At 70.7% G+C, this 21,941-nt stretch carries 17 protein-coding genes; 6 read left to right on the top strand and 11 right to left on the bottom strand.

The window, feature by feature from the left end; genetic code table 11:
* The first annotated feature begins 103 nt into the window (after positions 1-103).
* Positions 104-3,538 (top strand): glycosyltransferase, encoded by a 3,435-nt coding sequence (locus FB157_RS37885; protein ID WP_145885265.1) that lies wholly within the window; start codon positions 104-106, stop codon positions 3,536-3,538.
* Between the two features lie 6 nt (positions 3,539-3,544).
* On the opposite strand, the gene FB157_RS37880 is transcribed toward FB157_RS37885, so the two are convergent.
* The gene (locus FB157_RS37880; RefSeq protein ID WP_261386800.1) at positions 3,545-4,222 is read right to left on the bottom strand and encodes a hypothetical protein; all 678 of its coding nucleotides are present in this window, start codon (positions 4,220-4,222) and stop codon (positions 3,545-3,547) included.
* A 430-nt stretch (positions 4,223-4,652) separates the two neighbouring features.
* On the bottom strand, positions 4,653-6,359 hold the full coding sequence (locus FB157_RS37875) for a rhamnogalacturonan lyase B N-terminal domain-containing protein (protein ID WP_145885263.1): 1,707 nt from the start codon (positions 6,357-6,359) through the stop codon (positions 4,653-4,655).
* A 199-nt stretch (positions 6,360-6,558) separates the two neighbouring features.
* Here FB157_RS37875 and FB157_RS37870 point away from each other — a divergent pair, with 199 nt between their 5' ends.
* The 4 genes from FB157_RS37870 (at position 6,559) to FB157_RS37855 (ending at position 10,927) form a co-directional block, all read left to right on the top strand.
* The gene (locus tag FB157_RS37870; RefSeq protein ID WP_145885262.1) at positions 6,559-7,602 is read left to right on the top strand and encodes a rhamnogalacturonan acetylesterase; all 1,044 of its coding nucleotides are present in this window, start codon (positions 6,559-6,561) and stop codon (positions 7,600-7,602) included.
* A gap of 115 nt (positions 7,603-7,717) precedes the next feature.
* The gene (locus FB157_RS37865; RefSeq protein ID WP_186581877.1) at positions 7,718-9,439 is read left to right on the top strand and encodes a DUF2264 domain-containing protein; all 1,722 of its coding nucleotides are present in this window, start codon (positions 7,718-7,720) and stop codon (positions 9,437-9,439) included.
* Between the two features lie 252 nt (positions 9,440-9,691).
* Positions 9,692-10,060, top strand: a complete 369-nt coding sequence (locus tag FB157_RS37860) for a VOC family protein (RefSeq protein WP_145885260.1) — start codon at positions 9,692-9,694, stop codon at positions 10,058-10,060.
* A 57-nt stretch (positions 10,061-10,117) separates the two neighbouring features.
* Positions 10,118-10,927, top strand: a complete 810-nt coding sequence (locus tag FB157_RS37855; RefSeq protein WP_145885259.1) for an isocitrate lyase/phosphoenolpyruvate mutase family protein — start codon at positions 10,118-10,120, stop codon at positions 10,925-10,927.
* Here FB157_RS37855 and FB157_RS37850 read toward each other — a convergent pair.
* The 5 genes from FB157_RS37850 to FB157_RS37820 all read right to left on the bottom strand — a co-directional run bounded on the left by FB157_RS37850 (position 10,861) and on the right by FB157_RS37820 (position 14,787).
* A complete protein-coding gene (locus tag FB157_RS37850; protein WP_145885258.1) occupies positions 10,861-11,577 on the bottom strand; it encodes an alpha/beta fold hydrolase in 717 nt (238 codons plus the stop codon). The two genes, FB157_RS37855 and FB157_RS37850, sit on opposite strands and share 67 nt — an antisense overlap.
* Complete coding sequence (locus tag FB157_RS37845) at positions 11,570-12,154, bottom strand: TetR/AcrR family transcriptional regulator (protein WP_145885257.1); 585 nt, start codon at positions 12,152-12,154, stop codon at positions 11,570-11,572. The genes FB157_RS37850 and FB157_RS37845 overlap by 8 nt, the downstream gene beginning before the upstream one ends.
* A 61-nt stretch (positions 12,155-12,215) precedes the next feature.
* The gene (locus tag FB157_RS47710; RefSeq protein WP_222441003.1) at positions 12,216-13,757 is read right to left on the bottom strand and encodes a hypothetical protein; all 1,542 of its coding nucleotides are present in this window, start codon (positions 13,755-13,757) and stop codon (positions 12,216-12,218) included.
* Positions 13,754-13,945 carry a DUF397 domain-containing protein gene (locus tag FB157_RS37825; RefSeq protein WP_145885254.1) on the bottom strand — a complete coding sequence of 64 codons (192 nt, stop codon included), beginning with the start codon at positions 13,943-13,945 and terminating at the stop codon, positions 13,754-13,756. Before FB157_RS37825 ends, FB157_RS47710 begins: the two co-directional genes overlap by 4 nt.
* Positions 13,942-14,787 (bottom strand): helix-turn-helix transcriptional regulator, encoded by an 846-nt coding sequence (locus FB157_RS37820; RefSeq protein WP_145885253.1) that lies wholly within the window; start codon positions 14,785-14,787, stop codon positions 13,942-13,944. The genes FB157_RS37825 and FB157_RS37820 overlap by 4 nt, the downstream gene beginning before the upstream one ends.
* Before the next feature lie 115 nt (positions 14,788-14,902).
* Here FB157_RS37820 and FB157_RS37815 point away from each other — a divergent pair, with 115 nt between their 5' ends.
* Positions 14,903-15,301 carry an ATP-binding protein gene (locus FB157_RS37815; RefSeq protein WP_145885252.1) on the top strand — a complete coding sequence of 133 codons (399 nt, stop codon included), beginning with the start codon at positions 14,903-14,905 and terminating at the stop codon, positions 15,299-15,301.
* Here the strand turns inward: FB157_RS37815 and FB157_RS37810 are convergent.
* The 4 genes from FB157_RS37810 to FB157_RS37795 all read right to left on the bottom strand — a co-directional run bounded on the left by FB157_RS37810 (position 15,294) and on the right by FB157_RS37795 (position 21,939).
* A complete protein-coding gene (locus FB157_RS37810) occupies positions 15,294-16,610 on the bottom strand; it encodes a jacalin-like lectin (RefSeq protein ID WP_145885251.1) in 1,317 nt (438 codons plus the stop codon). The genes FB157_RS37815 and FB157_RS37810 overlap by 8 nt on opposite strands.
* A 132-nt stretch (positions 16,611-16,742) precedes the next feature.
* Positions 16,743-17,678: a sigma-70 family RNA polymerase sigma factor gene (locus FB157_RS37805; RefSeq protein ID WP_145885250.1), complete on the bottom strand. Its 936-nt coding sequence runs from the start codon at positions 17,676-17,678 to the stop codon at positions 16,743-16,745.
* Between the two features lie 10 nt (positions 17,679-17,688).
* Entirely contained in the window at positions 17,689-18,879 is a 1,191-nt protein-coding gene (locus tag FB157_RS37800; protein ID WP_145885249.1) for an NAD(P)/FAD-dependent oxidoreductase, read from the bottom strand.
* Between the two features lie 198 nt (positions 18,880-19,077).
* Positions 19,078-21,939, bottom strand: coding sequence for a glycoside hydrolase family 2 TIM barrel-domain containing protein (locus tag FB157_RS37795; RefSeq protein WP_145885248.1), 2,862 nt, complete (start codon positions 21,937-21,939; stop codon positions 19,078-19,080).
* Positions 21,940-21,941 lie beyond the last annotated feature (2 nt).

The raw sequence follows: 21,941 nt of genomic DNA, 5'->3' as shown, positions 1-21,941 counted from the left end.
ACAAGGACCGATCTGCACGGCACTGTCCGCTCCGGTGGGCCACCCGAACCGCCCCCTCCATCTGCCGTGCGGATCGTACGATCGACATGAGGTGAGGGGGCCCGTGGACATATCCCAGTTGCGTAATCCGTACGACTTCCGAAACCCGGTGCGTGATGCCGCCGTCTTCGCCGGGCGAGGCGAGGAGGTCACGACGATCGAGTACGAGCTCGCCCAAGCGGCCGTCGACCGGCCGTCGGTCTGCATCGCACTGCACGGGCCGCGGGCCGCCGGGAAGACGAGCCTGCTCTACGCCACGGAACGGATGGCGGCGGCGCGCGGCCTGACCACCGCGTGGGTGGAGTTGATCGAGGGCGACGGGGACCCGATCACCTTCTTCCGCAAGTTGTACGACGAGTTGGTCCCGGCGGTCGTGGCCGAGGTCAGGCGGAGCGGTAGGGAGCTCTCATTCGACGGGCCGGCCGTGCGGCGGGTCATGGCTGGGGCCGGCGGCGCGGCAGCCGTGTCCCCGCTGGAGTTTCCAGAGGCGGTGGCCCTCGCGGAGGCCGGGGGGCGGGTGCCGGAGGCGGCACTGCGGGCCGACCTCTCCTTCTTCAGACAGTTGCTCGGGCATCCCATTGCCCTGCTGGTCGACGAAGCACAGCTGATCGCCCAGGACGTCCGCGCGCTGTCGGTCCTGCGTTCCCTCACCACACGTGTCGACGGGCTGGTGCTGGTGCTCGCGGGTACGGCCGGCCTCGTCGAGCGGATCAAGGACGTGCACTCACCGATCCTCCGGCAGTTCAAGGAGATCGAGGTCAGGGGGTTTGCTGCGCGCGACGACGTGGAGGACTGCATCGTGCGCCCCCTCCACAACGCCGGAATCTACGGCCTGGGCGGGCGCGATCTCGTGACCTCTCTGAGGCAGCTGACAGATGGCAATCCGTACGAGATCCAGTTGTACTGCCACGAGATGTTCGCCCGCCTCCAGCGCGGCCTCGCAGACAACTTGGTACTCACACCCGAAGTACTCGAAGGCATCCGCCGTCGCATGGAGTCGGGCGGCCGCGACGTCCTGGACCGGCCGCTGATCCGTGCCGTGCGCGCGATGAACCCGCGCGAGCTGATCGCCTTCAACGTTCTGACGTCGGCGCTGGGTCACGCGACACCGGACGAGGCCTGGTTCGCCTACTGCATGACCGGGCCGCCGGAGATCACGCGTGACGAGTGCGACGAGTTCAGGAAGAAGCTGGTCGCGCAGGAGATCCTTGCGCCGGAGGACATCCTCCGCTTCGCCACCGACACTGAACTCTTCGACGAGGTCTACGCACGGCTCTGGACCGCCAGCACCATCGGCAAGGCGCCCCACGCCCGGGCCATCACCAGCCGGACCGACGTCCGGGGCATGCTGATCGGCCAACTGAACGGACTGTTGCTCGACTTCGCCCAGGGACCCCTGCAGTTCTACGTGACATTCGGTTCCCAGATGAACGTGGAGGATGTCGAAGAGAGCTTCCGGGCGCTGGAGACACTGCCCGCAGCCGGGCCGGACAGCGTCCCGCCGGTCGACTACCTTCACTACGCGATCCTCAAAGCGGGCGAACCCGCGGCCCTCGACCTCACCACCGTCACCTGTACTTACCTCAACCACACGGTCGAACGTTGGCTGTTCGCGGCCGACTCGGACGATGTCTCGCTGGCCGACACCGACGGTTTCAAGGCAACTGCCGACCGGATCGCGACACTCGGCGGCCGACTCGTCGCTGACCGCGTTCGCCTGCCCCTGCGGTCCTGGCCGGCCGAGGCGTGGTTCCAGAAGGCCACGGGGCACCTCCGGGCAGAACTGGCGAAGAACCACCTTCTCGCCGCGTTCGACGCGTACACATGTGGTGACGTCGAACGTGCCCAGGCCCGCTTCCAGTCGTCCTTCGCCCTGAATCCCGGCTGGGAGCAGGCCAATTGTCTGACCTACCTCAGCCTTGCCACCGGCCGCGGGGCCGACGCGCTCGAGTTGGCCGATCGCGCCCTCGGACTGGCCGACGAGCCGTGGGACCGCGCGCTGGGTCATTACAACACCGCGATGGCTCACCTCCTGACCGGCAACCAGGACCTCGCCGCCGAGCAAATCGCCAAGTCCGCCGCGGAGTTGAACAACATCTCGATGCCCACTTTCCTGGTCCGGTTCCTGCTGCTGCCGGATCCCGACGACGTCACCACACTGCGCCAGGAAACCGACGTCGATCTCGTCCAGGCAGTGCAGCGCGCCCGCTGCGCACTCGGCGTCGTTCCCGCGGCGACGGCGCAGGCCACGCACCCGCAGGCGGACACCCCCAGTACGACGGCACCCGTCGGCCGTCCTCCGGTCGTCCTGTCCGTGGCCACCGAGTGGGCCTCCTCCCACGGCGGGCTCAGTACGTTCAACCGTGAACTGTGCCGGGCGCTGGCCGCCGCCGGAGCACAGGTGTTCTGTGTGGTGCTCGACGCGAGCGACGCCGAGGAAGCCTCCGCCAAGGAAGCCGATGTCACCCTGCTTCCTACTTCCCCCAGGCCCGGTGCCTCCGAGGATGTGCGCCTGACGAGCCGACCGAAACTGCCCCCGGGTACCGAGCCCGATCTGGTCCTGGGCCACGGCCGGATCACCGGACCCGCGGCCGAGAAACTGGTCGAAGACTTCTTTCCCACCGCTCGGCGCCTGCACTTCGTGCACATGGCTCCGGACGACATCGAGTGGTACAAGCCGGACCGGGCCAACGACGCGGGCTTGCGGGCCGAGGAACGCACTGGCATCGAGCGGGCGCTCGGCAAGACCGCCCATCGCTTGGTCGCTGTGGGACCCCGGCTCCACCAGCAGTTCCTTGCCGAGGTCAAAAGCCCGGCCGGACTACTCCCCGCGCGCCTCGATCCGGGGTTCGACTCCGCCGTGCCGAATGCGGGGGACCGTAATCCACCCGAGGGAGAGCCGCTGCGGGTCGTCTTGCTGGGCCGCGCCGAGGACGCCCACCTCAAGGGCGTCGACGTCGCCGCGGCGGCCTGCGGTCAGGTCGCGGAATGGCAGCACCAGGATGGTCTTGAGGATGTCCGGCTGATCGTGCGCGGAGCCCCGGAGGCCGATGTGGACATGGCGAGGTCGGACATCGTGCGCTGGGCCGCGAGTCCGGGGCTGGAGGTCGTGGTCCGCCCCTATACGTCGGAGCAGGCTCGTATCGACGACGATCTGGACACCGCCAGCCTGGTGATCATGCCCTCCAGGAAGGAGGGGTTCGGCCTGGTCGGGCTTGAGGCCATCACCCAGGGAATTCCGGTTCTGGTGGGCTCGCAGAGCGGACTCGCCGATCTGCTGCGGGAGACACTCGGGCGTGAGCAGGCAAGCAGGTTCGTCGTCGAACTTACACGGGACGACGAGAAGGACACGGCCAACTGGGCGCGGGCCATCGACCGGAAGCTACGGGACCGCGACGCCGCTTTCGGGCATGCAGCGGAACTCCGGAACGAACTCGCCCAGCGGGTGACATGGGGGCGGGCAGCCGCCGTTGTGCTCGGTGAGGTCCCGGAACGGTGAGTGCCGTCAATGCGCGAACGCGGCCGCGGTGACATCCCGTTCCAGCTCTGCGCGATGAAACTCGTAGGTTCCGATGTCAGAGATCTTGATCAGGATGCAGAAGCGCTCCAGCGAGGACAACTCCGTGGCCACCCGCGCATACGCGCGACGGAGGAAGTGAATCGCTGCCAGGTTGGCCATGGATGTCTGTCCGCAGACCAGGAAGACCGGACGGCTCGACTCCGTGGGCGTGAACTTCGCCACCAGGGCGTACTCCTGCGTGCCCCGGTCGAGCAGGAACTTCTCGCCGCCGACCTCTATGGCTACCGAGTCCTGACGGCTGCCGAGGTAGGGGCGGATGGTGACTCCGGGCAGATGGGCGGCGAGATGGCCGCCGGTGCGGATGTTGGAGTCGCCGGCGGGGCCGCCTACGCAGAACTCGGTTCGATCGCCGTTGCTGCCGCGGAAGCCACCGGCCTCCACCGCGACCTCGCAGCCCAACTCTCCTGCGAGCAGGGTCAGTTCCACGACCGCCCGCACATCCCGGTAATGCGCGGTGCCAGGTGCGTTGTACTTGCTGCCCAGCACGATCAGGCACGTCTGCCCCGGCAGGACGCCGAAGAAGGCCGCGCGCCTGTTCACCGCCCGCGTGCGCTTGGCTCGTTCCCACAACCAGACGAACCCGCCGCCGAGCAGGCTGGTCACCAGCCCGATCACGATGTTCGCGACGACCGACAGAATCGCGTCCCCCTCTCCCCGCCCGGCATCGTGCCACGGCCGGGCGCAGTCGCACTACTGGAACTGTCGACGAGGAGCCGAACCGGCCTGTTCGCTCAAGCGCTGTGGCGCCCTGGCCGCGGCACCAGGATGAGCCAGAGATCCTTGACGGCGTCGGAGTCGAACACACCTGCGGATGGCAGACGAGGTGCTGCACTGTGGACCGAGTCGGAGACCCGGTGGAGGTCTCCAGGGTACGCGTCGCCCAACTGCGGCGCGTGCAGGGCGCCGGCATCCGGGGCACTCTGAGCCGCCGTGCGACCTCCCGGCCGCCGGTCCCGGCTTCGTTCAGGTCAGCGGCTGCGAGCCGGACTTCATCTCCAGCCGGTGGCGGTCGAGGACGGCCACATTGCCGGGATCAGGCCAGCAGATCGATCGCGTCGACAGCCGTGCCCGCGCTGAGATAACCCGTCGTCCCCGAACCGCTCACCACGTCGATCTTCAGCACGTTGTACTGGCCGGTGTCCGTGCGCCAGGCGCTCGCCGGGATGCTGTAGGTGAACGTGTGGTTGTTGCCCCGGTAGGAGCCCACGGTCAGGGAGCGGGTGCTCGGCTGGGCGGGCGGGGAGGGGATCGCCGAGGTCCAGGTGTCGTTCACGGTGATCTGCGGCCGGCCGTTGGCGTAGGCCGTCGTCACGCCGATCCGCAGGGTGTGCGCGGCGGCGGCCTGGGCCGCGGTCAGCTTGAAGTAGACCAGCAGGCCGCTGTTGACGTCCTTCCAGAGGTAGCAGGGGAAGGCGGACGTCTCGCTGCCACTGCCGATCACCACGTTGCCGGTCCAGGAGGCGGCGCGTACGTCCGACGGGTGCGCGTACGTCATCAGGTCGGCGTTCTTGAAGCCGCCCGGGCTGCCGTTCCAGTCGCCGATGCGCCAGATCGCACTCGCGTTGGAGGGGTCGTTGGACGACGGGACGGTGATCGTGTCGAGGGTGGTGGTTGCGCCGGCCGTGACCGTCACCGAGGTGGCGCAGACAGCGAGTTCGCCCTTGTGGACGGTGAGGGTGTACGTCCCCGGCAGTACCCCCGCGATGGAGAAGTAGCCGTCCGAGGAGCGCGCCGAACCCCAGTACTGTGCCGAGGAGTTGGCCAGCCGGACCGTGTACGCGTATGCCGTGTTCCGCCCGGAGATCCCGACGCCCGCCACCCGGCCCCGGCCGCTCGCGCCGACGTATCCGGAGATGCCGAGCGAGTCCGCCCACGAGGTGGTGAGGTTCGCGTGGTGCAGCGACGAGGAGGGGGCACCGCCGTCCGTGAACGCGATGACGTACGGGCCCTGGAGGCCGAACCGCTGGTCCTCCGTCTGGTTCTCGCCGTAGTACAGGATCTCGTACAGGCCGCCGCCGTCCGCGCTCTGGTGGCGCAGCAGCGAGCGGTAGAACGGGCCGCCGGAGGCCTTCTCGTGGTTGCTGCGAACGATCCACAGGCCGACGCTGCCGGTCGTCCAGCCCATGTAGTCGTAGTCGATGACCCGCAGCTTGGAGTAGTGCTTGGACCGTGTCTGCCCGTCGGACTTCGCGAACACGTCCGAGGCCTCGATCGTGCTGTTCGTGTACGTGTAGGAATCCGGTTCGTCGTTCAGGAACAGTCCCGCCCTGACGCGCACGATGTAGCGGGTGGCGCTCACCGAGGTGTCCGCCTTGCTGGTCCACAGGTAGACGTTGTTCTCGCCGCCGCGGGCCGCGTAGTAGTGCTTGAGGGTGCCGTAGGTGACGGATATCAGGATCGTCGCCCCGGACTGGGTGATCGTCACCGTCGAGGTGCCGAGGCCGGATTCGACGTGTGAGTTCCTGCCGCCGTAGCCCTGGTACTCGGTGCCCTTGTAGGCCAGCGAGGTCAGGTCGCCGTTGGTCTTGCTGACCTTGAACACGAGGCTCGCGCCGGTGTCGACGACGTAGTTCGAGCCGTCGTCGCTCCAGCCGAAGCCGGCGGCCGGGGCGGCCGGGGCGGCCGGGGCGGCCGGGGCGGCCGGGGCGAGCGGGCCGGCTAGGGCCGCGGACCCGGCGGCGGTCGCGGCGCCGAGCACGAAGGTACGGCGTGCGACCGAACTGCTCTCCGTTGCGGGCATGGGGTGGCTCCTTGGGAAGCGGGTGGGGTGGGGGTGCGGGTGCGGGTGTTGGCAGGGTGACAGTCGAATCGAATTCGCGAAAGGGCTTTCAGCGCCCGAGGGTTGGCAGTCTTGAGAAAATGCTTCAGGGACTAGGAAGCGCTTGCCGATGGCGGTACGGTCCAGCCGCCACCTTGTCGGCGTGACGGAGGAGCCCCGAGTGAGACGTATCGGCATCGCCCTGCTGGCGGCGGTCACCCTGAGTGGCGCACTGTCGGCCGCACCCGCCCAGGCGCACGGCCGGCAGCGAGTCCTCGGTATCGACCACTGCACCGCGACCGTCTGCCACTTCGACGTCCCGCCGGGCACGTACGACGTCCGGGTGACCCTCGGCGGCGAGGCCGCGTCGAGCACGAGTGTCGCCGGTGAGACCCGCCGCTCCCTGCTCCCGGAGACCACCGTCGCGGCCGGGGAGCGGGTGACGCGCAGCTTCACCGTGAACGTCCGTACCCCCGAGGGCGAACCCACCGGCCCCGCCGGCACCCCCGGCCTCGACCTCACCCTCGGCGGCTCCGCCCCCGCCCTCGCCGGCATCCGGGTCACCCCGGCCCGACACGCCCGGCAGGTCATCCTGATCGGCGACTCCACGGTCTGCGACCAGCCCGGCGACCCGTACTCCGGCTGGGGCCAGCAGCTCCCGCAGTACCTTCGCAAGGGCGTCTCCGTCGCCAACTACGCGGACTCCGGGGAGAGTACGGTCACCTACCTGCATAATCCGCAGCTGTGGGCCACCGTCCAGCCGCTGATCCGCCCCGGCGACCTCGTCCTCGTGCAGCTCGCCCACAACGACAAGACCACCGACGGGGCGACCTACCGGGCGAACCTGGAAAACCTGGTGGCCGGCATCCGGGACCGGGGCGGCGAACCGGTGCTCGTGACCCCGATCGTGCGCCGCTGGTTCAACGCCGACGGCACCCTGAACAACAACACCGCCCTGCTGGTCAACGGCCTCGGCGTCGACCTCCCGGCCGTCATCCGCTCCGTCGCCGCCGCCGAGGACGTCCCGCTGATCGACCTCACGGCGAAGACCAAGGCGCTGGTCGAGTCCCTCGGCGTCGAGGGCTCCAAGGCGCTCTACCTCTACTACGAGAAGCGGGACAACACGCACACCTCCGTGCACGGCGCCACCGTCTACGCCGGACTGGTCCGCGACGAACTCCTCGCCCTGCGTCTGGTGCCCGAGGGCAGGGTGCGGATGGGATGAACTCCTGGGGCGCCCCGGCCGGAACCGGAGCGTCCCAGGACCGCCGGAGCCCGGGCGCTCCGGGCCCCGAATCCCGGGCACTGAAGGCCCGCCAGGAAGGACAGCCACCGCCGTGATCGAACTGCCCGCCGACGACCGCTCCGCGAGCCCGTACACCGGCTACACCCGCGCCCATTGGGAAGCCGCCGCCGACGCCCTGCTCGCCGCCGTCGAGCCGTACGCCACCGCCGACCGCGCCCTCTACCACCTCCCCGGCGACCGTGTGAGCCACGCGGGCCACCTCTCCGACGGCCTGGAGGGATACGCCCGGACCCTGCTGCTGGCCGCCTTCCGCCGGGACGAGACCGTGCTCGGCCGGTACGCCGAGGGCCTCGCGGCCGGTCCCGGCGGCGTCTGGCCGCAGGTCGCCGACCGCAGCCAGCCGCTGGTCGAGGCCGCCTCGATCGCCCTCGCCCTGCGGCTGACCCGGCCCCTGCTGTGGGACCGCCTGGACCAGTCCGTGCGCGAGCGGACGGCGGCCTGGCTCACGGACGCGCTCACCGCCGAACCCTGGCCCTGCAACTGGGAGTTGTTCCCGGTCACCGTCGGCGGCTTCCTCGCGGAGACCGGCCACGCACCCGAGGCGGCCCGCAAGGCGATCGACCGTGGTCTGGAGCGCATCGAGGACTGGTACGTCGGCGGCGGCTGGTACACCGACGGCGACGGCCGCAAGTACGACTACTACAACGGCTGGGCCATGCACCTGTATCCGGTGCTGCACGCCTGGCTGGCCGACGACCCCGAGCTGCTGGACCTGTACGGCGGCCGCCTCGAACGCCATCTCGCCGACTACGCCCGTCTGTTCGGCGGCGACGGCGCACCCATGCACCAGGGCCGCTCGCTGACGTACCGGTTCGCGACCGCGGCCCCGCTGTGGCTGGGCGCGCTCACGGGCCGTACGCCACTGGCGGCGGGCGAGACACGGCGGCTGGCTTCCGGGGCGCTGAAGTACTTTCTGGACCGGGGAGCCGTGGACGCGGACGGTCTGCTGACGCTCGGCTGGCACGGCCCGGACGAGGCCGTCCTGCAGACCTACTCGGGGCCCGCGTCCCCGTACTGGGCGAGCAAGGGATTCCTGGGGCTGCTGCTGCCTTCCGATCACGAAGTCTGGACAGCGGCCGAGGAGCCGGGGCCGGCGGAGCGGGCGGACGCCGTGACGCCGATCGGCGGTCCCAACTGGCTTCTGCAGTCGACCCGTTCGGACGGCGTGTTCCGCCTCCACAACCACGGCAGCGAGGACATCCGCTACGACCCGTACTACACGCGGTTCGCGTACTCCACGGTCACGCAGCCCCTCGGGTCCCCGCCCGACAACATCGTCATGGTCGGCGGCGACCCGACCCGCACGGGAATCGTGCCCCTGGGCGTGGGGGAGGACTGGGCGGCCTCCCGGTGCGAGGCGGGCTCCGGGGCGGAGGTGACCAGCCTCGTCGTCGCCAAGGGCGCGGTGGAGGTGCGGGCCCATCTGGTGGCGGGAGCGGACCCCGGAACCGAGGTGCACGTCACCGGATGGGTGCCCTGGGAGGACGAGCAGACCGAACTCGTCCCGGTCCACGGCCTGTCGGACGGCTTCGCCCTCTCCGGCACGACCGGCGACACCCCCACCCTGTTCGTCGCCCTCGCCCGGCTCACCGCGGAGCCCCACCCCCTGCCCCTGCGGGACCTGGCGGCCGTGGAGGTGCTGGGGGACCACGGCCTGAGCGTCCGCTGGGCGTCCTCGGGCGAGGTCAGGAACTTCCGGTTCACGGAGTCAGACGGGCGATCCGCAGCGTCGTCGTGGTCGGTGACGCCCTGCTGAGCCCGGTCGCGTAGGACGGAGGTGACGGTGAGGTCGGGCGGAGTGGTCGTCGCCGCCCCGGCGGTGGCGTACCACGCACCGGCGAGCGGTCCGGCCGCCGAGAGGGCGCCGACGGTGGGCTTGCGCGCCACGCGGACGCGGCGGTGACGTGTCGTGCGTCGTGCAGATGCCATGCCCTTCGGTGGCCGCCGGGCCGCGAAAGGTTGCCGAACTCGTTTTGTATTCCTGCGGGTGCCCAGCAGAATCCGAGGCATGACTTCCAAGATCCGCCATGTGACGATCGACTGCGCCGACGCCTACGCCCTCGGCAGCTTCTGGTCCCAGGCCCTGGGCCAGCCTCTGCACGAGGACGACAAGCCGGGGGATCCGATGGCTCTGATCGAGGCGGCCGGCGTCCTCTTCGTGACCGTGCCGGAGCCCAAGACCGTCAAGAACCGTGTCCACCTGGACCTCCAGCCGCAGGACCGTACCCGTGACGAGGAGGTCGAGCGGCTGCTCGCCCTCGGCGCCACCCTGGTCGACGACCACCGCAAGCCCGACGGCACCGGCTGGGCGCTCCTCGCCGACCCCGAGGGCAACGAGTTCTGCGTGGAGCGCAGCGAGGCCGAGCGCGGGGAGTAGGCGGCGCCCCGGCTTGTTTCGGCGAGTACCGAAACAAGCTGTGTCTAGCGTGGACGCATGACCGCTGAGCCTGCCGTGACGTCCTTCGCCGCACTCCACCACCGCCCCGGCGAGCCGCTGCTCCTGCCCAACGCCTGGGACCACGCCTCGGCCGCCGCCCTCGCGGCCCGTGGGTTCTCCGCGATCGGCACGACCAGTCTCGCCGTGGCGGCGGCCGTGGGACTGCCCGACGGTGAGGCCGCGACCCGGGAACACACCCTGCGCCTCGCCCTCACCCTCGGCTCGGAGCCCTACCTGCTCTCCGTCGACGCCGAGGACGGATTCTCCGACGACCCCGGCGAAGTCGTCGAGCTGGCACGCCAGTTGTGGGCCGTCGGGGTCGTCGGCATCAACCTGGAGGACGGGCTCGGGGCGACCGAGCCGCACGCCGCGAAGATCGCCGCGGTGAAGAACGCCGTGCCCGGCCTGTTCGTCAACGCCCGTACGGACACGTACTGGCTGGGCGACGGCGACGAGGCGGACACCCTGCGTCGGCTGGCCGCCTACCGGCAGGCGGGCGCCGACGGGGTGTTCGTGCCCGGCCTGACCGACCCCGGGCGCATCGAGACCCTCGTCCGGCACATCGACGCCCCGCTCAACCTCCTCTACTCGCCCGCCGGGCCCACCGTGCCCCAGCTCGCCGGCCTCGGCGTCCGCCGCGTCAGCCTCGGCTCGCTGCTGTACCGGCGGGCGCTCGGGGCGGCCCTGGACGCCGTTGCCGACATCGCCGCCGGGCGGGCGCCGGGCGGTACGACACCCTCCTACGACGAGGTGCGCGCGCTGGAGAGGAGCGTCTCGGCGAGCAGGTCGGCGAACTCCTCGGCGTGATCCAGGGTGCCGAGATGCCCGCCGGGGAACTCCACCGCGGGACAGCCGAACCGCTCCGCAAGCAACTCACCGGTACGGTAAAGGAGTTGGCCACGCGAGTCGGTGCCTACGGCCAGGGTGAGGCGGTCCCCGGCAGCGGTGATCGCGGGGACGTGGGCGGAGAACGGGCGCAGGACATGGGTGAGGAAGACACCCATCGGGGTCGCGTCAGCGCCCTCGGCCGGTGGCCGTCCGGGTCCGTCCAGCTGACCGATCAGCTCCTCCCGCCGCTCCCGGCCGTCCGGCAGCACCGTCACGCACGGCGGCTCGTGCGCCACCACGTGCGCCAGCCGCCGCGGGTGCCGGGCGAGCAGCTCGAGGACGGCGATGCCGCCGGAGCTGGTCCCGAACACGTACGCCTGCTCGTCCGGGGGCAGTACCGCCTCCAGTACCCGGTGCGCCCCCTCGCTCCAGTCCGCCGGGCGCTGGTCCGGGACCGGCAGGCCGAGCCGGCCGTGGGCGAGGCCCAGCGGGTCGTACGTCACCACGGTGAAGCGGTGCGCCAGCCGCTCGGTGAACGGGCCGAGCCCCATGGGGTGCCCGGCACCGCCCGGCACGAGCAGGAGCACGGGACCGCTGCCCGTGACGTCGTAGGACAGGCGCTCAGTCATCGTTCTTCCCCTCCCGGGGCCAGTGCGTGAGGGCGAGGTGCAGGGCGTCGACCGCCTTGTCCCAGGAGGCCTGGACGTCCCGGGCCGCGCCGAAGCCGCCCGCTGACTCCAGGGCGCAGTAGCCGTGGAAGGTACTGCGCAGCAGGCGTACGGCGTCCGTGAGATCCGGCTCGTCGAGGCCGTAGGCCCGGAGCATGCCGTAGGTGATCTCGGCCGTGCGGCGCATGGCGGGGGAGTCGGCGATCAGGGCCTGGTCGATGCGGATCTGGGTGGCCGCGTACCGGCCCGGGTGGTCGAGCGCGTACGCCCGGTACGCGCCCGCGAACGCGGTCAGCGCGTCCTTCCCGGCCCGGCCCGCCACGGCCACCGCGATCCGGTCGATCAGTTCGCCGCCCGCGTGCAGGGCGAGCCGGGTGCGCAGGTCGTTCAGGTTGCGGACGTGCGAGTACAGACTCGCGTCCTTCACCCCGAAGTGCCGGGCCAGCGCGGACAGGCTGACGCTCTCGAAGCCCACCTCGTCGGCGAGGTCGGCGGCGGACGCGACCAGTCGGTCGACGGTGAGTCCCGCACGGGCCATCTGGCACCTCCTCCTTGGTCACCTAGGGGCAATCCTAGGGGATCTAGGTTCAGATGGTCACTCAGGCGCCGCAGTGGCTGCCGCCGGCGGCAGCCAACTGCACGTCCTCCGCCCTCACACGCAGCGCACGGCGGGACGTGTCCGCGCCCCGGGCCGGGTCCGGGTCCCACAGCCAGACGGTGTCACCGCTCGCCTGGAAGACGAGGACGGGGTGGGTCGTCGGTACCGGACCGTTGATGACGGGAATCTTCGGGTTGAGCGGTTCGACGCAGACGAGTTCGCCCCGGATGCCGAAGTAGGCGGCCGGGTAGCGCTTCCCGGCGGTGGCGTCCGCGATCGTTCTGTCGGCGGCATGGTCCACACCGGTCAGCGCCTCGATCGCCACGGACAGGACCGCGACCAGCACCATCAACGGCAGGACCCACCGGACGAGCCCGCTCGCCCCGGTCTGGAGGTTGAAGTGACGTGCCCAGCCGCCCAGCGCGACCAGCACCAGCGAACACGCCAAGGCCAGCCCGAGCGGCCTGAGCGCCACGGCGTACTGCCAGTAGAAGGCCACATGCACGGAGTCGGCCGGGATCCCGAAGCGCTCCTCCAGGTACATGGAGTGCAGATACGACCCGGCCCACGGCAGCACGAACGGCAACGGCGCCGCGAGTACGGGCAGGAACCACTGCATGTTGCGGCTGAACCAGGACTCGCTCAAGGCGTACCACAGGCCGAAGACCGTGAAGCCGAGGAGCAGGGTGAGGAGAATCCCGGCGAACTGTCCGGACAGCCCCGCCGGCTGGGAGTTCCCCCAGATGAACCCGAAGGCGGTCAGGCCCCAGACCAGGGCCACGCCGATGCCGAGCCGGACGAGCCACGGCCGGGGCTCGTTGGCGGACACCCACGTACCCACCGGCCAGCACATCCCGAGCGGCCAGGACAGTGCCAGGAACCGCCAGGGCGTGCTCGACGCCCCGAGGACGATGCCACACGCGAGACTGACGAGTACGACCACACCGATGACGGCGAACTGCAGCGCCTTACGGTGTCGATCGGCCGATCCGTCGCGGGGCCGGGGGCCGATCGCGCGACGGATGTCGTGCGCATCGGGGTCGAACGGGGCGCCGCCGAGATTCCGACCGCCCAACTCGGCCAGCGCGCGGTCGCGTTGTTCTTCGGTGTACTCGCCGCGCAGATGCAGCGTATGGCGCAGGTCCCACCCGCCGACGGCTATCCAGTGCTCGGCGAGCCACCGCAGAGCGGGGCTCGCCCCGTCCGGCACCTTGTGATGGACGTGGTACGTCGTGTTCGGCTCGGCGGGCTTGGGGCGTACGAGCTTGGCCTCGCGTACCCAGACGTCGAGCTTCCGCCTGGCGGCGAGTGTCGTCACCTGCTCGCAGGCCATCGACCTGGCGGTCAAGCGGGAGCCCCGGAGCGGGACTTCGACGATCAGCGCGGAGTATCCGGCGTCCGCGCTGACCGCGTCGCCGTCCCGTGCCGGGCGTACCCGCCATCCCTGAGCGGCGAACACGCTCTCCGCCAGCTCCAGTTCGTCATGGTCGTCGCGTACTTCGACGACCAGACGCACCCGGCGGTTGAAGGGCTCCGACCTCACCCGCGGTCGCGGGCGGCGAACGACACGAACTCCGTCCAGGAGGACGGGGTGAGGGCGAGCTGGGGGCCGGTGGTGTTCTTGGAGTCGCGGACGTGGATGGTGGTGGGGGCGGTGGCGACTTCTACACACTGGCCGGAGCTGTCGCCGCTGTAGCTGCTCTTGAACCAGTTGAGTTCAGTGGTGCTCATAGCGCTCCTCGAATCCGCTCCAGCAGGCTCCGGGTGTCGTCCGGGGTCAGAGCCTGTGAGCGAAGTTTCGCATACCGCATGTGGAGCATGCTGATCTTCTTCGGGTCAACGATGAACTGGCTGTTCTCCTGCCCCTCGGAGTAGGCGAACCACTCGTTCTCCGGGGTCTCCAGCAACTGGATTGGACCGTCCATGCTCGCGTGGGCGCCGCGCGAGGTCGGCATCACCTGGAGTTCCACGTTGCGTGGCCCCCTGGCCTCCAAGAGGTGCTCGATCTGCTCGCGCATGAAATCGGATCCTCCGGTCTCCCGGCGGAGTACGTGTTCCTCGACGATGAAGCTGAAGGCGGTGTTGGGCCGGTCATTCAGCAGGAACTGGCGATCGACGCGTGCCGTGACCATGGCCTCGATCTCGGAGTCGCTAAGCATTGGGACACGTTCGCCGAAGATCGCGCGCGCATACCCCTCCGTCTGCAACAACCCCGGCACCAGCCGGTTCTCGAACGTGTACAGACTGATCGCCTGCTCCTCCAGTTCCGCCCACTGCCGGAACCACGAAGCCAGCCCCTTCTCCCTGGTCGCGTGCTTGTACACCCCCTTCAACACACCGAACGCGTCCAGGACTTCCTCCGCCCGCTCCACGAACACCCGGGGCGGAAACCGCTGCCCCTGCTCGATCGAGGCGACGGTCCCCGGCTGGTACTGGACCAGCGGCGCGTACTGCTCCTGCGTGTAACCCGCCCGCCTGCGGAAGGCCTTGTGTGCCGCACCGAACGCCTTCAGGCTGTCGGACGGTTCGGGCTCGTTGGTGGTCTGCTCGGTGCTGATGGTGCTGTCGGTCATGTCGACCAAGGGTCACGGAAAGTCACCGCGACTGTCCAGAGCGTGAACTCGTACAGTGCGCAGCGTACGAGTTCTGTCGCTGGTCGACTCCCGTGTGAGGCGGGACGGTTGAGGCATGCAACGTACGTTCACCCAGCTCTTCAGCGCGACACCGCACGGCGCCCGGCGGGCGCGGCTGCTGGTCGCCGACCGGATGAATGTGTGGGGGTTCGCACACGGGAGCAGGGTGAGCGACACCGTCACTCTCGTCACTGCCGAACTCGCCGCGAACGCCGTGCGACACGGACGGGTCCGGGGACGCGGTTTCCGCGTGCGGTTGCTGATGGAGGGGGACGTCGTGCGCGTGGAGGTGCTGGACGCGCGCGTGGACCGGCTCCCCGTGCGGGCGCAGGGGGAGCCGGACGAGGGCGGGCGCGGGCTGCTGATGATCGAGGCGCTGGCGGAGAAGTGGGGCGTGGAACTCCGCCCGGACGGCGTGCACAAGACAGTCTGGGCGGACGTCCCGGTCAGCTGACCGGCGCGTACAGCACTCCCAGCTTGTCGATCTCGTCGCCGGAGCGGCCGGTGAAGCCGACGATCTGCCAGCCGGACGGCGCGGTGAAGGTGGCGGTGTCCGTGGTCGCCGTACCGGCGGACAGGGTGCGTCCCTTGTCCGTGCCGAAGGCGGCCGAGAAGATCCTGGTGCGGCCGTCCTTCTGACCCTCCGTCAGCTTCACCGAGGTGAGGTGCTCACCGGAGGCCAGGGTCAGGGAGGCCGCCGTACCGCCCGTGCCGCCGTGGCCGAGGACCGTGCCGCCGTCGTGGGTGAGGGAGACCGCGTCCAGGCGGGCGGCGCCGCGCAGGGTCAGTATGCGTGGGGCGAGGGCCGCCGGGAGGTCGTCGGCGTCGTCGAAGGCCGTGCCGTGCGGGCCGCCGAAGAAGTCGCTCGCACGGAGCTTCGGGCTGACGGTGTAGGAGAAGTCGACGGCGTGCGGGAAGTGGTCGGAGAGGTTCCCGCCACTGGAGTCCAGGAACTTGGCCCACTCGTCGTTGTAGCGGGTCGCGTTCAGGGAGACCAGGTCGCTGCTCCGGTAGAGGACCTTGTCGACGACCTCGCAGTCGTTCGGCGGGGCAGACGTCGGGCACAGCAGCGGGTCGGCGCCCTGCGTGGGTGCCGTACCGCCCTTCATCAGCCGCACCCACGCGTCGGTCAGGCCGTTGTCGTCGACGAGTGTGCGGATGTTGTCGCCTGCGCGGGTGTAGCGGGTGTTGGTGTCGCCCATGACGATCACCGCGTTGCCGGCCGAGTTGGCCTTGATGAACGCCGACACCTGGGCGATGTTGGCGCGGCGGGCGGCCAGGGCGTCGTCGGTGTCGTCGGCGTTGGGGTGCAGGTTGTACAGGTCGACGAAGACGCCCTCGGCCAGTCGCACCCGGGCCAGCGTGAAGCCCTTCGGGGTCAGGCAGTTGGTGCCGGTGCAGTCGTTCCACTTCACGCGCTCGAAGTCCTCGAAGGGGTACTTCGAGAGGGTGTTGAGGCCGTCGCCGATGCCTGCGCCGCCGCTGGTGGCCGTGCGGTACGGGTGGCTGTCGCCCGCGTACAGCGCCGCGTGGTAGTTGAAGTCCTCCTGGACGTTCACGATGTCGTAGCCCGCCAACCGGGGTGAGATCAGCGGGGTGTTGGTGGCCGGGTGGCTGGAGCTGAGGCCCTCGGGGAGGCCGGCCACGTTGTACGTCAGCACGTTGAACGTGCCGGAGGTCGCGGCCTGGGCCGGGCCGGTGGAGGCGGTGAGTCCGGCGAGCGTCAGGGCGCCGGCCGCGAGGGCGGTGAGGAGTCGTCTCATGGGTCGCATGGAAACCATGTTCATGCCAACATGTTCGATTTTGAAGGATAGTTGAGAAAAGTGTTCAACATCAGCGCGTGACGTGGGGCCGAATTCAGCGAGCGTGGAGACGACGAGACTTCGCGAATCCGGTCACCAGGCGTCGATGACCGGCGCGTCGGGTTCGTGCTGCCGCCAGGCCTCGTCGAGGCGCGCGAGTCGGCCCGCGGCGGCGATTCCGCGCAGGGACGCGACCTTGCCGTCGCTGACTTCGAACGCCACGGCGCCCACGACCCGGTCGTCGACCACGGCGATGACGGCCGGGGAGCCGTTGACCAGCGCGATGTGCATCGCGAGGGAGCCGCCGGCCAGCCGCCGCTTCGCCGGAGTGGGCTTGAAGCCGGCCCGCACGTAGGAGGCGACGCGCTCGCGCGTCGTGTACCGCAGCAGCCGCCTGGCCAGTCCGGCGCCGTCCGAGACCGCCGTCACGTCGTCGGTGAGCAGTGCCACCAGCCGTTCGGTGCGCCCCGACACCGCGGCGGCGAGGAACTCCTCGACTATCCGGCGCGCGGACGCGGGGTCCACCGTGCCGCCGCGGCGCTCGGCGGCGACCCGGCGTCGGGCCCGGTGTACATGCTGCTGGCTCGCGGACTCGGTGATGTCGAGGATTCCGGCGATCTCGGCGTGGGGGTACGAGAAGGCCTCGTGCAGGACGTAAGCGGCCCGCTCGACCGGCGAGAGGCGCTCCATGAGGGTCAGTACGGCCAAGGACACCGATTCGCGCTGCTCGAAGGTGTCGGCAGGGCCGAGCATCGGGTCGCCCTCGAGGAGTGGCTCGGGCAGCCAGGCTCCGACAGCGCGCTCATGGCGCGCCTGTGCCGAGCGGAGGCGGTCGAGGCAGAGATTGGTGACGACCTTGGTCAGCCAGGCCTCCGGCACCTCGATACGTTCCCGGTCCGCAGCCTGCCAGCGCAGGAACGCGTCCTGCACGGTGTCCTCGGCGTCGGCCGCCGAGCCGAGCAGACGGTACGCGAGCGAGGCCAGCCGGCCCCGGCCGGCCTCGAACCGATCGATGGCTGCGCTGTCCATGCGGAGCAGCCTATGCGGCGACCCTCACACCGGCTCGGTCGGGCGCGGTGGCCAGGCGGCGCCTGCGCTTCGGCATGCCGAAGGTCGGGTGCACGATGCTCCACCCGGCCCCCTTGAGCACCCCCGACTTGAGGCGCGCGGCGGTCCGGCCGCCCAGGTACCAGGACTTCGACCGTACGTCCCCGTCCACCATCTGGAAGATCGCGTCCCGCCGCCCGAGGCTGATGTGGTTGCCGTAGTACTTCAGCCCGGTGGCCGGGGCCTCGCTGCCCGTCAGGCGCGCGATGATCGCGGCGGTCGCCTGCATGCTGGTGTAGCCGGCCGAGGCGCAGGACATCGGCAGCGGCCGGCCGTTCTCGCCGATCGCGTAGGCGCTGTCGCCGGCGGCGTAGACGTCCGGGTGCGAGACCGAGCGCATGGTGCGGTCGACGACGATCTGGCCGGTCTCCGCGACCTCCAGGCCGCCGGCGGCCGCGATGGGGTGCACGGCGAACCCGGCCGACCAGACGATCACGTCGGCCGTGACGGACGTACCGTCGGCGGCGATCGCCCGTGTCGGCTCGACGGCTTCGATACCGGTGTGCTCGTGGACGGTGATGCCGAACCGGTCGAAGGCCTGGCGCAGGTGACGGCGGGCCTTGGGGGAGAGCCAGGCGCCCAGCTCGCCGCGGGCGGCGAGCGCGACCCTGAGGTCGGGCCGTGACTCGGCGAACTCGGTGGCGGTCTCGATGCCGGTCAGCCCCTCTCCGACGACCAGCACGGTGCCGCCCTCGCCCAGGCCGGCCAGGCGCTCGCGCAGACGCAGCGCCGAGGACCGGCCGGTCACGTCGAAGGCGTACTCGGCCACGCCGGGAACGCCGTGGTGGGCCACGGAGCTGCCGAGCGCGTGGAGAAGCGTGTCGTACGTGAGCTCGCCGTCGCCGTCCTCGCCGGTCACGGCGACGGTCCTGCGTTCGGGGTCGACGCCGGTGACGCGCGCCAGGCACAGCCGCACCCCGGTGCCCGCGAACACGTCGGTGAGCTTGCGGCCCGCGAGGTCCTGGCCGCTCGCGAGCTGGTGCAGCCGCATCCGTTCGACGAAGTCGGGCACGGCGTTGACGACGGTGATCTCGGTGTCGGCGGGGGAGAGCCGGCGGGCCAGGTTTCCGGCGGCGAAGGCCCCGGCGTATCCGGCGCCGAGTACGACGATGCGGTGCTTCATGGCATGGCTCCTGTCTCGTTCGCGTGCCCCTTGAACGAGACGGCGCCCCGATTGCTGACAGGATCCGGGTGTGACGCGGGTCACCGAACCAGGACGAGCGGCTGAGCCTCCGACAGCCACGCGGACGCGACCGCGGCCGGCCGGGCGAACAGGCGCCGGCCGGCCACGGGTGCGTCGGGACCCTGCAGTTCAACCCGTCTACGAGGAGGCAGCCTCGGAGAGGACGAACGAGAACTCCGCGGGCTCTGCGCGCAGGTGGTACTGGGGCAGCGGCCCGGGGCCGCAGGACTGGGAGCCGAGGCCGTGCTGGCCGTGGTCGAGGTTGACCCACACAGTCTCCCCCGGGGTGAGGCCGGTGCGGTGGGCCGCCGCGTCCAGCTGCTCGGTGGTCCAGCGGCGGGCGGTGAACCAGAACTCCGGGTCGCCCTCGACGCGCAGACCGCCGATCTCCGCCCAGCGGACGTCGGCCCGGGCGCCGTTCTCCTGCGGACGGACGTACGGCGTCTGCAGGTCGTCCACGGTCGACTCCCAGCGGCCGACGGCGGACGCCGTCCTGCTGTCCGGATACGCCTCACCGGGGCCGCCGCCGTACCATCGCACACGGTCGGCCGCGGACAGTCCGAAGCGGATGCCGAGCCGGGGCAGCGGCACGGTCCAGTCGCCCTCCGGCCCCACGGACACGGTCAGCCGCAGACGGGTTCCGTCCGACGTCCAGCGGTACACGGCCGACAGCCCGGCCTCCCGGGCCGCCGGCGCCACCCGGGTGCGGACCGTCAGGGCGTCGTCGCCCAGCTCCACCGCGTCGAGGCGGTGCCGCATACGGTGCAGGCCGAGCTTGCGCCACAGCAGGCCGTGGCGGATGTCGGTCTGCCAGGCCGCGCCGTCGTCGTTGTCGGTCGTCGCCCGCCACACGTCCAGGCGCAGCCCGGTGACGGCCACCCCGCCGACGGTGCGCAGCGCGCCGGTGCGGGCGTCGAAGGAGGCCGGGCCGAGGGTGATCAGCCCGTCGCCGGGCACCGGACCGTCGGTGGCCGCGACCGCCGGAGCCTGCCGTGCGGACACGGCGAACTGGCCCCAGGCGACGACATGGTCCCGAGACGCCCAGGGGGTGTCGGCGGCGAGCACCGCCCGTACCGTCCAGTGGGCCTCGCCCGCCGGGGCGGTGGCCGGCGGCTCGGGCAGCTTCACCTCGGCCGACTCGCCGGGCGCGAGCGGGGGCACCGTCAGGTCGCCGGAGCCGACCGTCTCGCCCTCCACCTGGTACGACCACGTGAACGCCAGCGCGGACAGGTCGGCGAAGTCGTACTTGTTGGTGACGCGCACGGTGCCGCCGCTGCCGTCGCCCTCGACGGCGACCGGCTCGATCACCTTCTTGAACTCGACCAGGCCGGGGGAGGGCTGCCGGTCCGGGAAGAGCAGGCCGTCGCAGACGAAGTTGCCGTCGTGCAGCTCCTCGCCGAAGTCGCCGCCGTACGCGTAGCCGTACCGCTCGTCCTTGATGCCGTGGTCGATCCACTCCCAGACGAAGCCGCCCTGGAGCCGGTCGTACGACTCGAAGAGCCGCTGGTAGTCGGCGAGTCCGCCGGGGCCGTTGCCCATGGCATGGGCGTACTCGCAGAGGATGAAGGGGAGTTCGCGGCGCCTGTGGGTGCCGCCGTCCAGACCGCGGCCGATCCGCTCGACCTCGGCGTGGCCCGCGTACATCCGCGAGTACATGTCCGTGTCACGGCAGCCCGGGTCGCCCTCGTAGTGCACGAGGCGCGAGGAGTCGCGGCCGCGGATCCACTCGGCCATGGCGGTCAGGCCGCGGCCGGTGCCGGCCTCGTTGCCGAGGGACCAGATGACGACCGAGGGGTGGTTCTTGTCCCGCTCGACCATACGGGCGGCGCGGTCGAGGAGCGCCGGGGTCCAGCGGTCGTCGTCGACGGGGTTGTCCCGCCAGGCCTGCTCGGTGAAGCCGTGGGTCTCCAGGTCGCACTCGTCGATGACCCACAAGCCCAGCTCGTCGCACAGGCCGAGGAAGGCGGGGTGCGGCGGGTAGTGGGAGGTGCGGACGGCGTTGATGTTGTGCCGCTTCATCAGCAGCACGTCCTCCCGCATGGTCTCCAGGTCGAGCGCGCGCCCCTTCTCCGGGTGCCACTCGTGCCGGTTGACCCCCTTGAAGAGCACCGCCCTGCCGTTGACCTTGATCAGGCCGTCCGACAGTTCCACCGTGCGGAAGCCGATGCGCAGCGGCACCCGCTCGCCCTCGGTGGCCAGCACGCCGTCGTACAGCTTCGGACGCTCCGCCGTCCATGGTTCGACCGGCACCGTCACCGGCTCGCCGGTCGAGGTGTCGATGCCCAGGCCGGGGACGGTCACCCGGCCGTCCACGTCGGAGTCGACGCGCAGCGTGCCGGTGCCGGTGACGTGGTCGTAGGAGGCGTGCACGAAGAAGTCGAGGGCGCTGCCGGCCGGGCGGTGCAGCAGCGTGACGTCACGGAAGATGCCGGGCAGCCACCACTGGTCCTGGTCCTCCAGGTACGAGCCCGCCGACCACTGGTGGACGCGGACCGCCAGGACGTTGCCCCCGGCCTTCAGCAGATGGCCGACCGCGAACTCGTGCGGCAGCCGGGAGCCCTTGAACACGCCGATGTCCGTGCCGTTCAGCCAGATCCGGGCACAGGACTCCACACCGTCGAAGCGGAGCACCGCCCCGCCGTCGGTCGGCCAGTCCTCCGGCAGGTCGAAGACGCGCAGGTGGTCGCCGGTCGGGTTCTCGGTGGGGACGCGGGGCGGGTCGACCGGGAACGGGTAGAGGTGGTTGGTGTAGACGGGGGAGCCGTGCCCCTGGAGGACCCAGTGGCCGGGCACCGACACCTCCGCCCAGCCACCGGCGTCGTACCCCTCCTGAGCGAAGGAGTCGTCCTCGGCGTCGGCCGTGTCCGACAGCCTGAATCGCCAGCTGCCGTTCAGGGAGAGGGACTTGGCGTCCGAGGACGCGTACCAGGCGCGGGGTGGCAGCGCCCCGGATCCCGGCGAGACGTCCTCGACGTAATCGGTGGTCGTGCGGAAGGACATCG

Origin of the sequence: Streptomyces sp. BK340 (assembly GCF_007827595.1) — a bacterium.
Classification (GTDB): Bacteria; Actinomycetota; Actinomycetes; order Streptomycetales; family Streptomycetaceae; genus Streptomyces.
Note: the sequence above shows the minus strand (reverse complement) of the source record. Positions and strands in the feature narration are given on the sequence as shown.

Coding starts and splice junctions, on each gene's coding strand:
- FB157_RS37875 (WP_145885263.1), bottom strand. CDS start 6,359: ATGCCCGCAACGGAGAGCAGTTCGGTCGCACGCCGTACCTTCGTGCTC.
- FB157_RS37860 (WP_145885260.1), top strand. CDS start 9,692: ATGACTTCCAAGATCCGCCATGTGACGATCGACTGCGCCGACGCCTAC.
- FB157_RS37855 (WP_145885259.1), top strand. CDS start 10,118: ATGACCGCTGAGCCTGCCGTGACGTCCTTCGCCGCACTCCACCACCGC.
- FB157_RS37850 (WP_145885258.1), bottom strand. CDS start 11,577: ATGACTGAGCGCCTGTCCTACGACGTCACGGGCAGCGGTCCCGTGCTC.
- FB157_RS37845 (WP_145885257.1), bottom strand. CDS start 12,154: ATGGCCCGTGCGGGACTCACCGTCGACCGACTGGTCGCGTCCGCCGCC.
- FB157_RS37825 (WP_145885254.1), bottom strand. CDS start 13,945: ATGAGCACCACTGAACTCAACTGGTTCAAGAGCAGCTACAGCGGCGAC.
- FB157_RS37820 (WP_145885253.1), bottom strand. CDS start 14,787: ATGACCGACAGCACCATCAGCACCGAGCAGACCACCAACGAGCCCGAA.
- FB157_RS37815 (WP_145885252.1), top strand. CDS start 14,903: ATGCAACGTACGTTCACCCAGCTCTTCAGCGCGACACCGCACGGCGCC.
- FB157_RS37810 (WP_145885251.1), bottom strand. CDS start 16,610: ATGAGACGACTCCTCACCGCCCTCGCGGCCGGCGCCCTGACGCTCGCC.
- FB157_RS37805 (WP_145885250.1), bottom strand. CDS start 17,678: ATGGACAGCGCAGCCATCGATCGGTTCGAGGCCGGCCGGGGCCGGCTG.
- FB157_RS37800 (WP_145885249.1), bottom strand. CDS start 18,879: ATGAAGCACCGCATCGTCGTACTCGGCGCCGGATACGCCGGGGCCTTC.
- FB157_RS37795 (WP_145885248.1), bottom strand. CDS start 21,939: ATGTCCTTCCGCACGACCACCGATTACGTCGAGGACGTCTCGCCGGGA.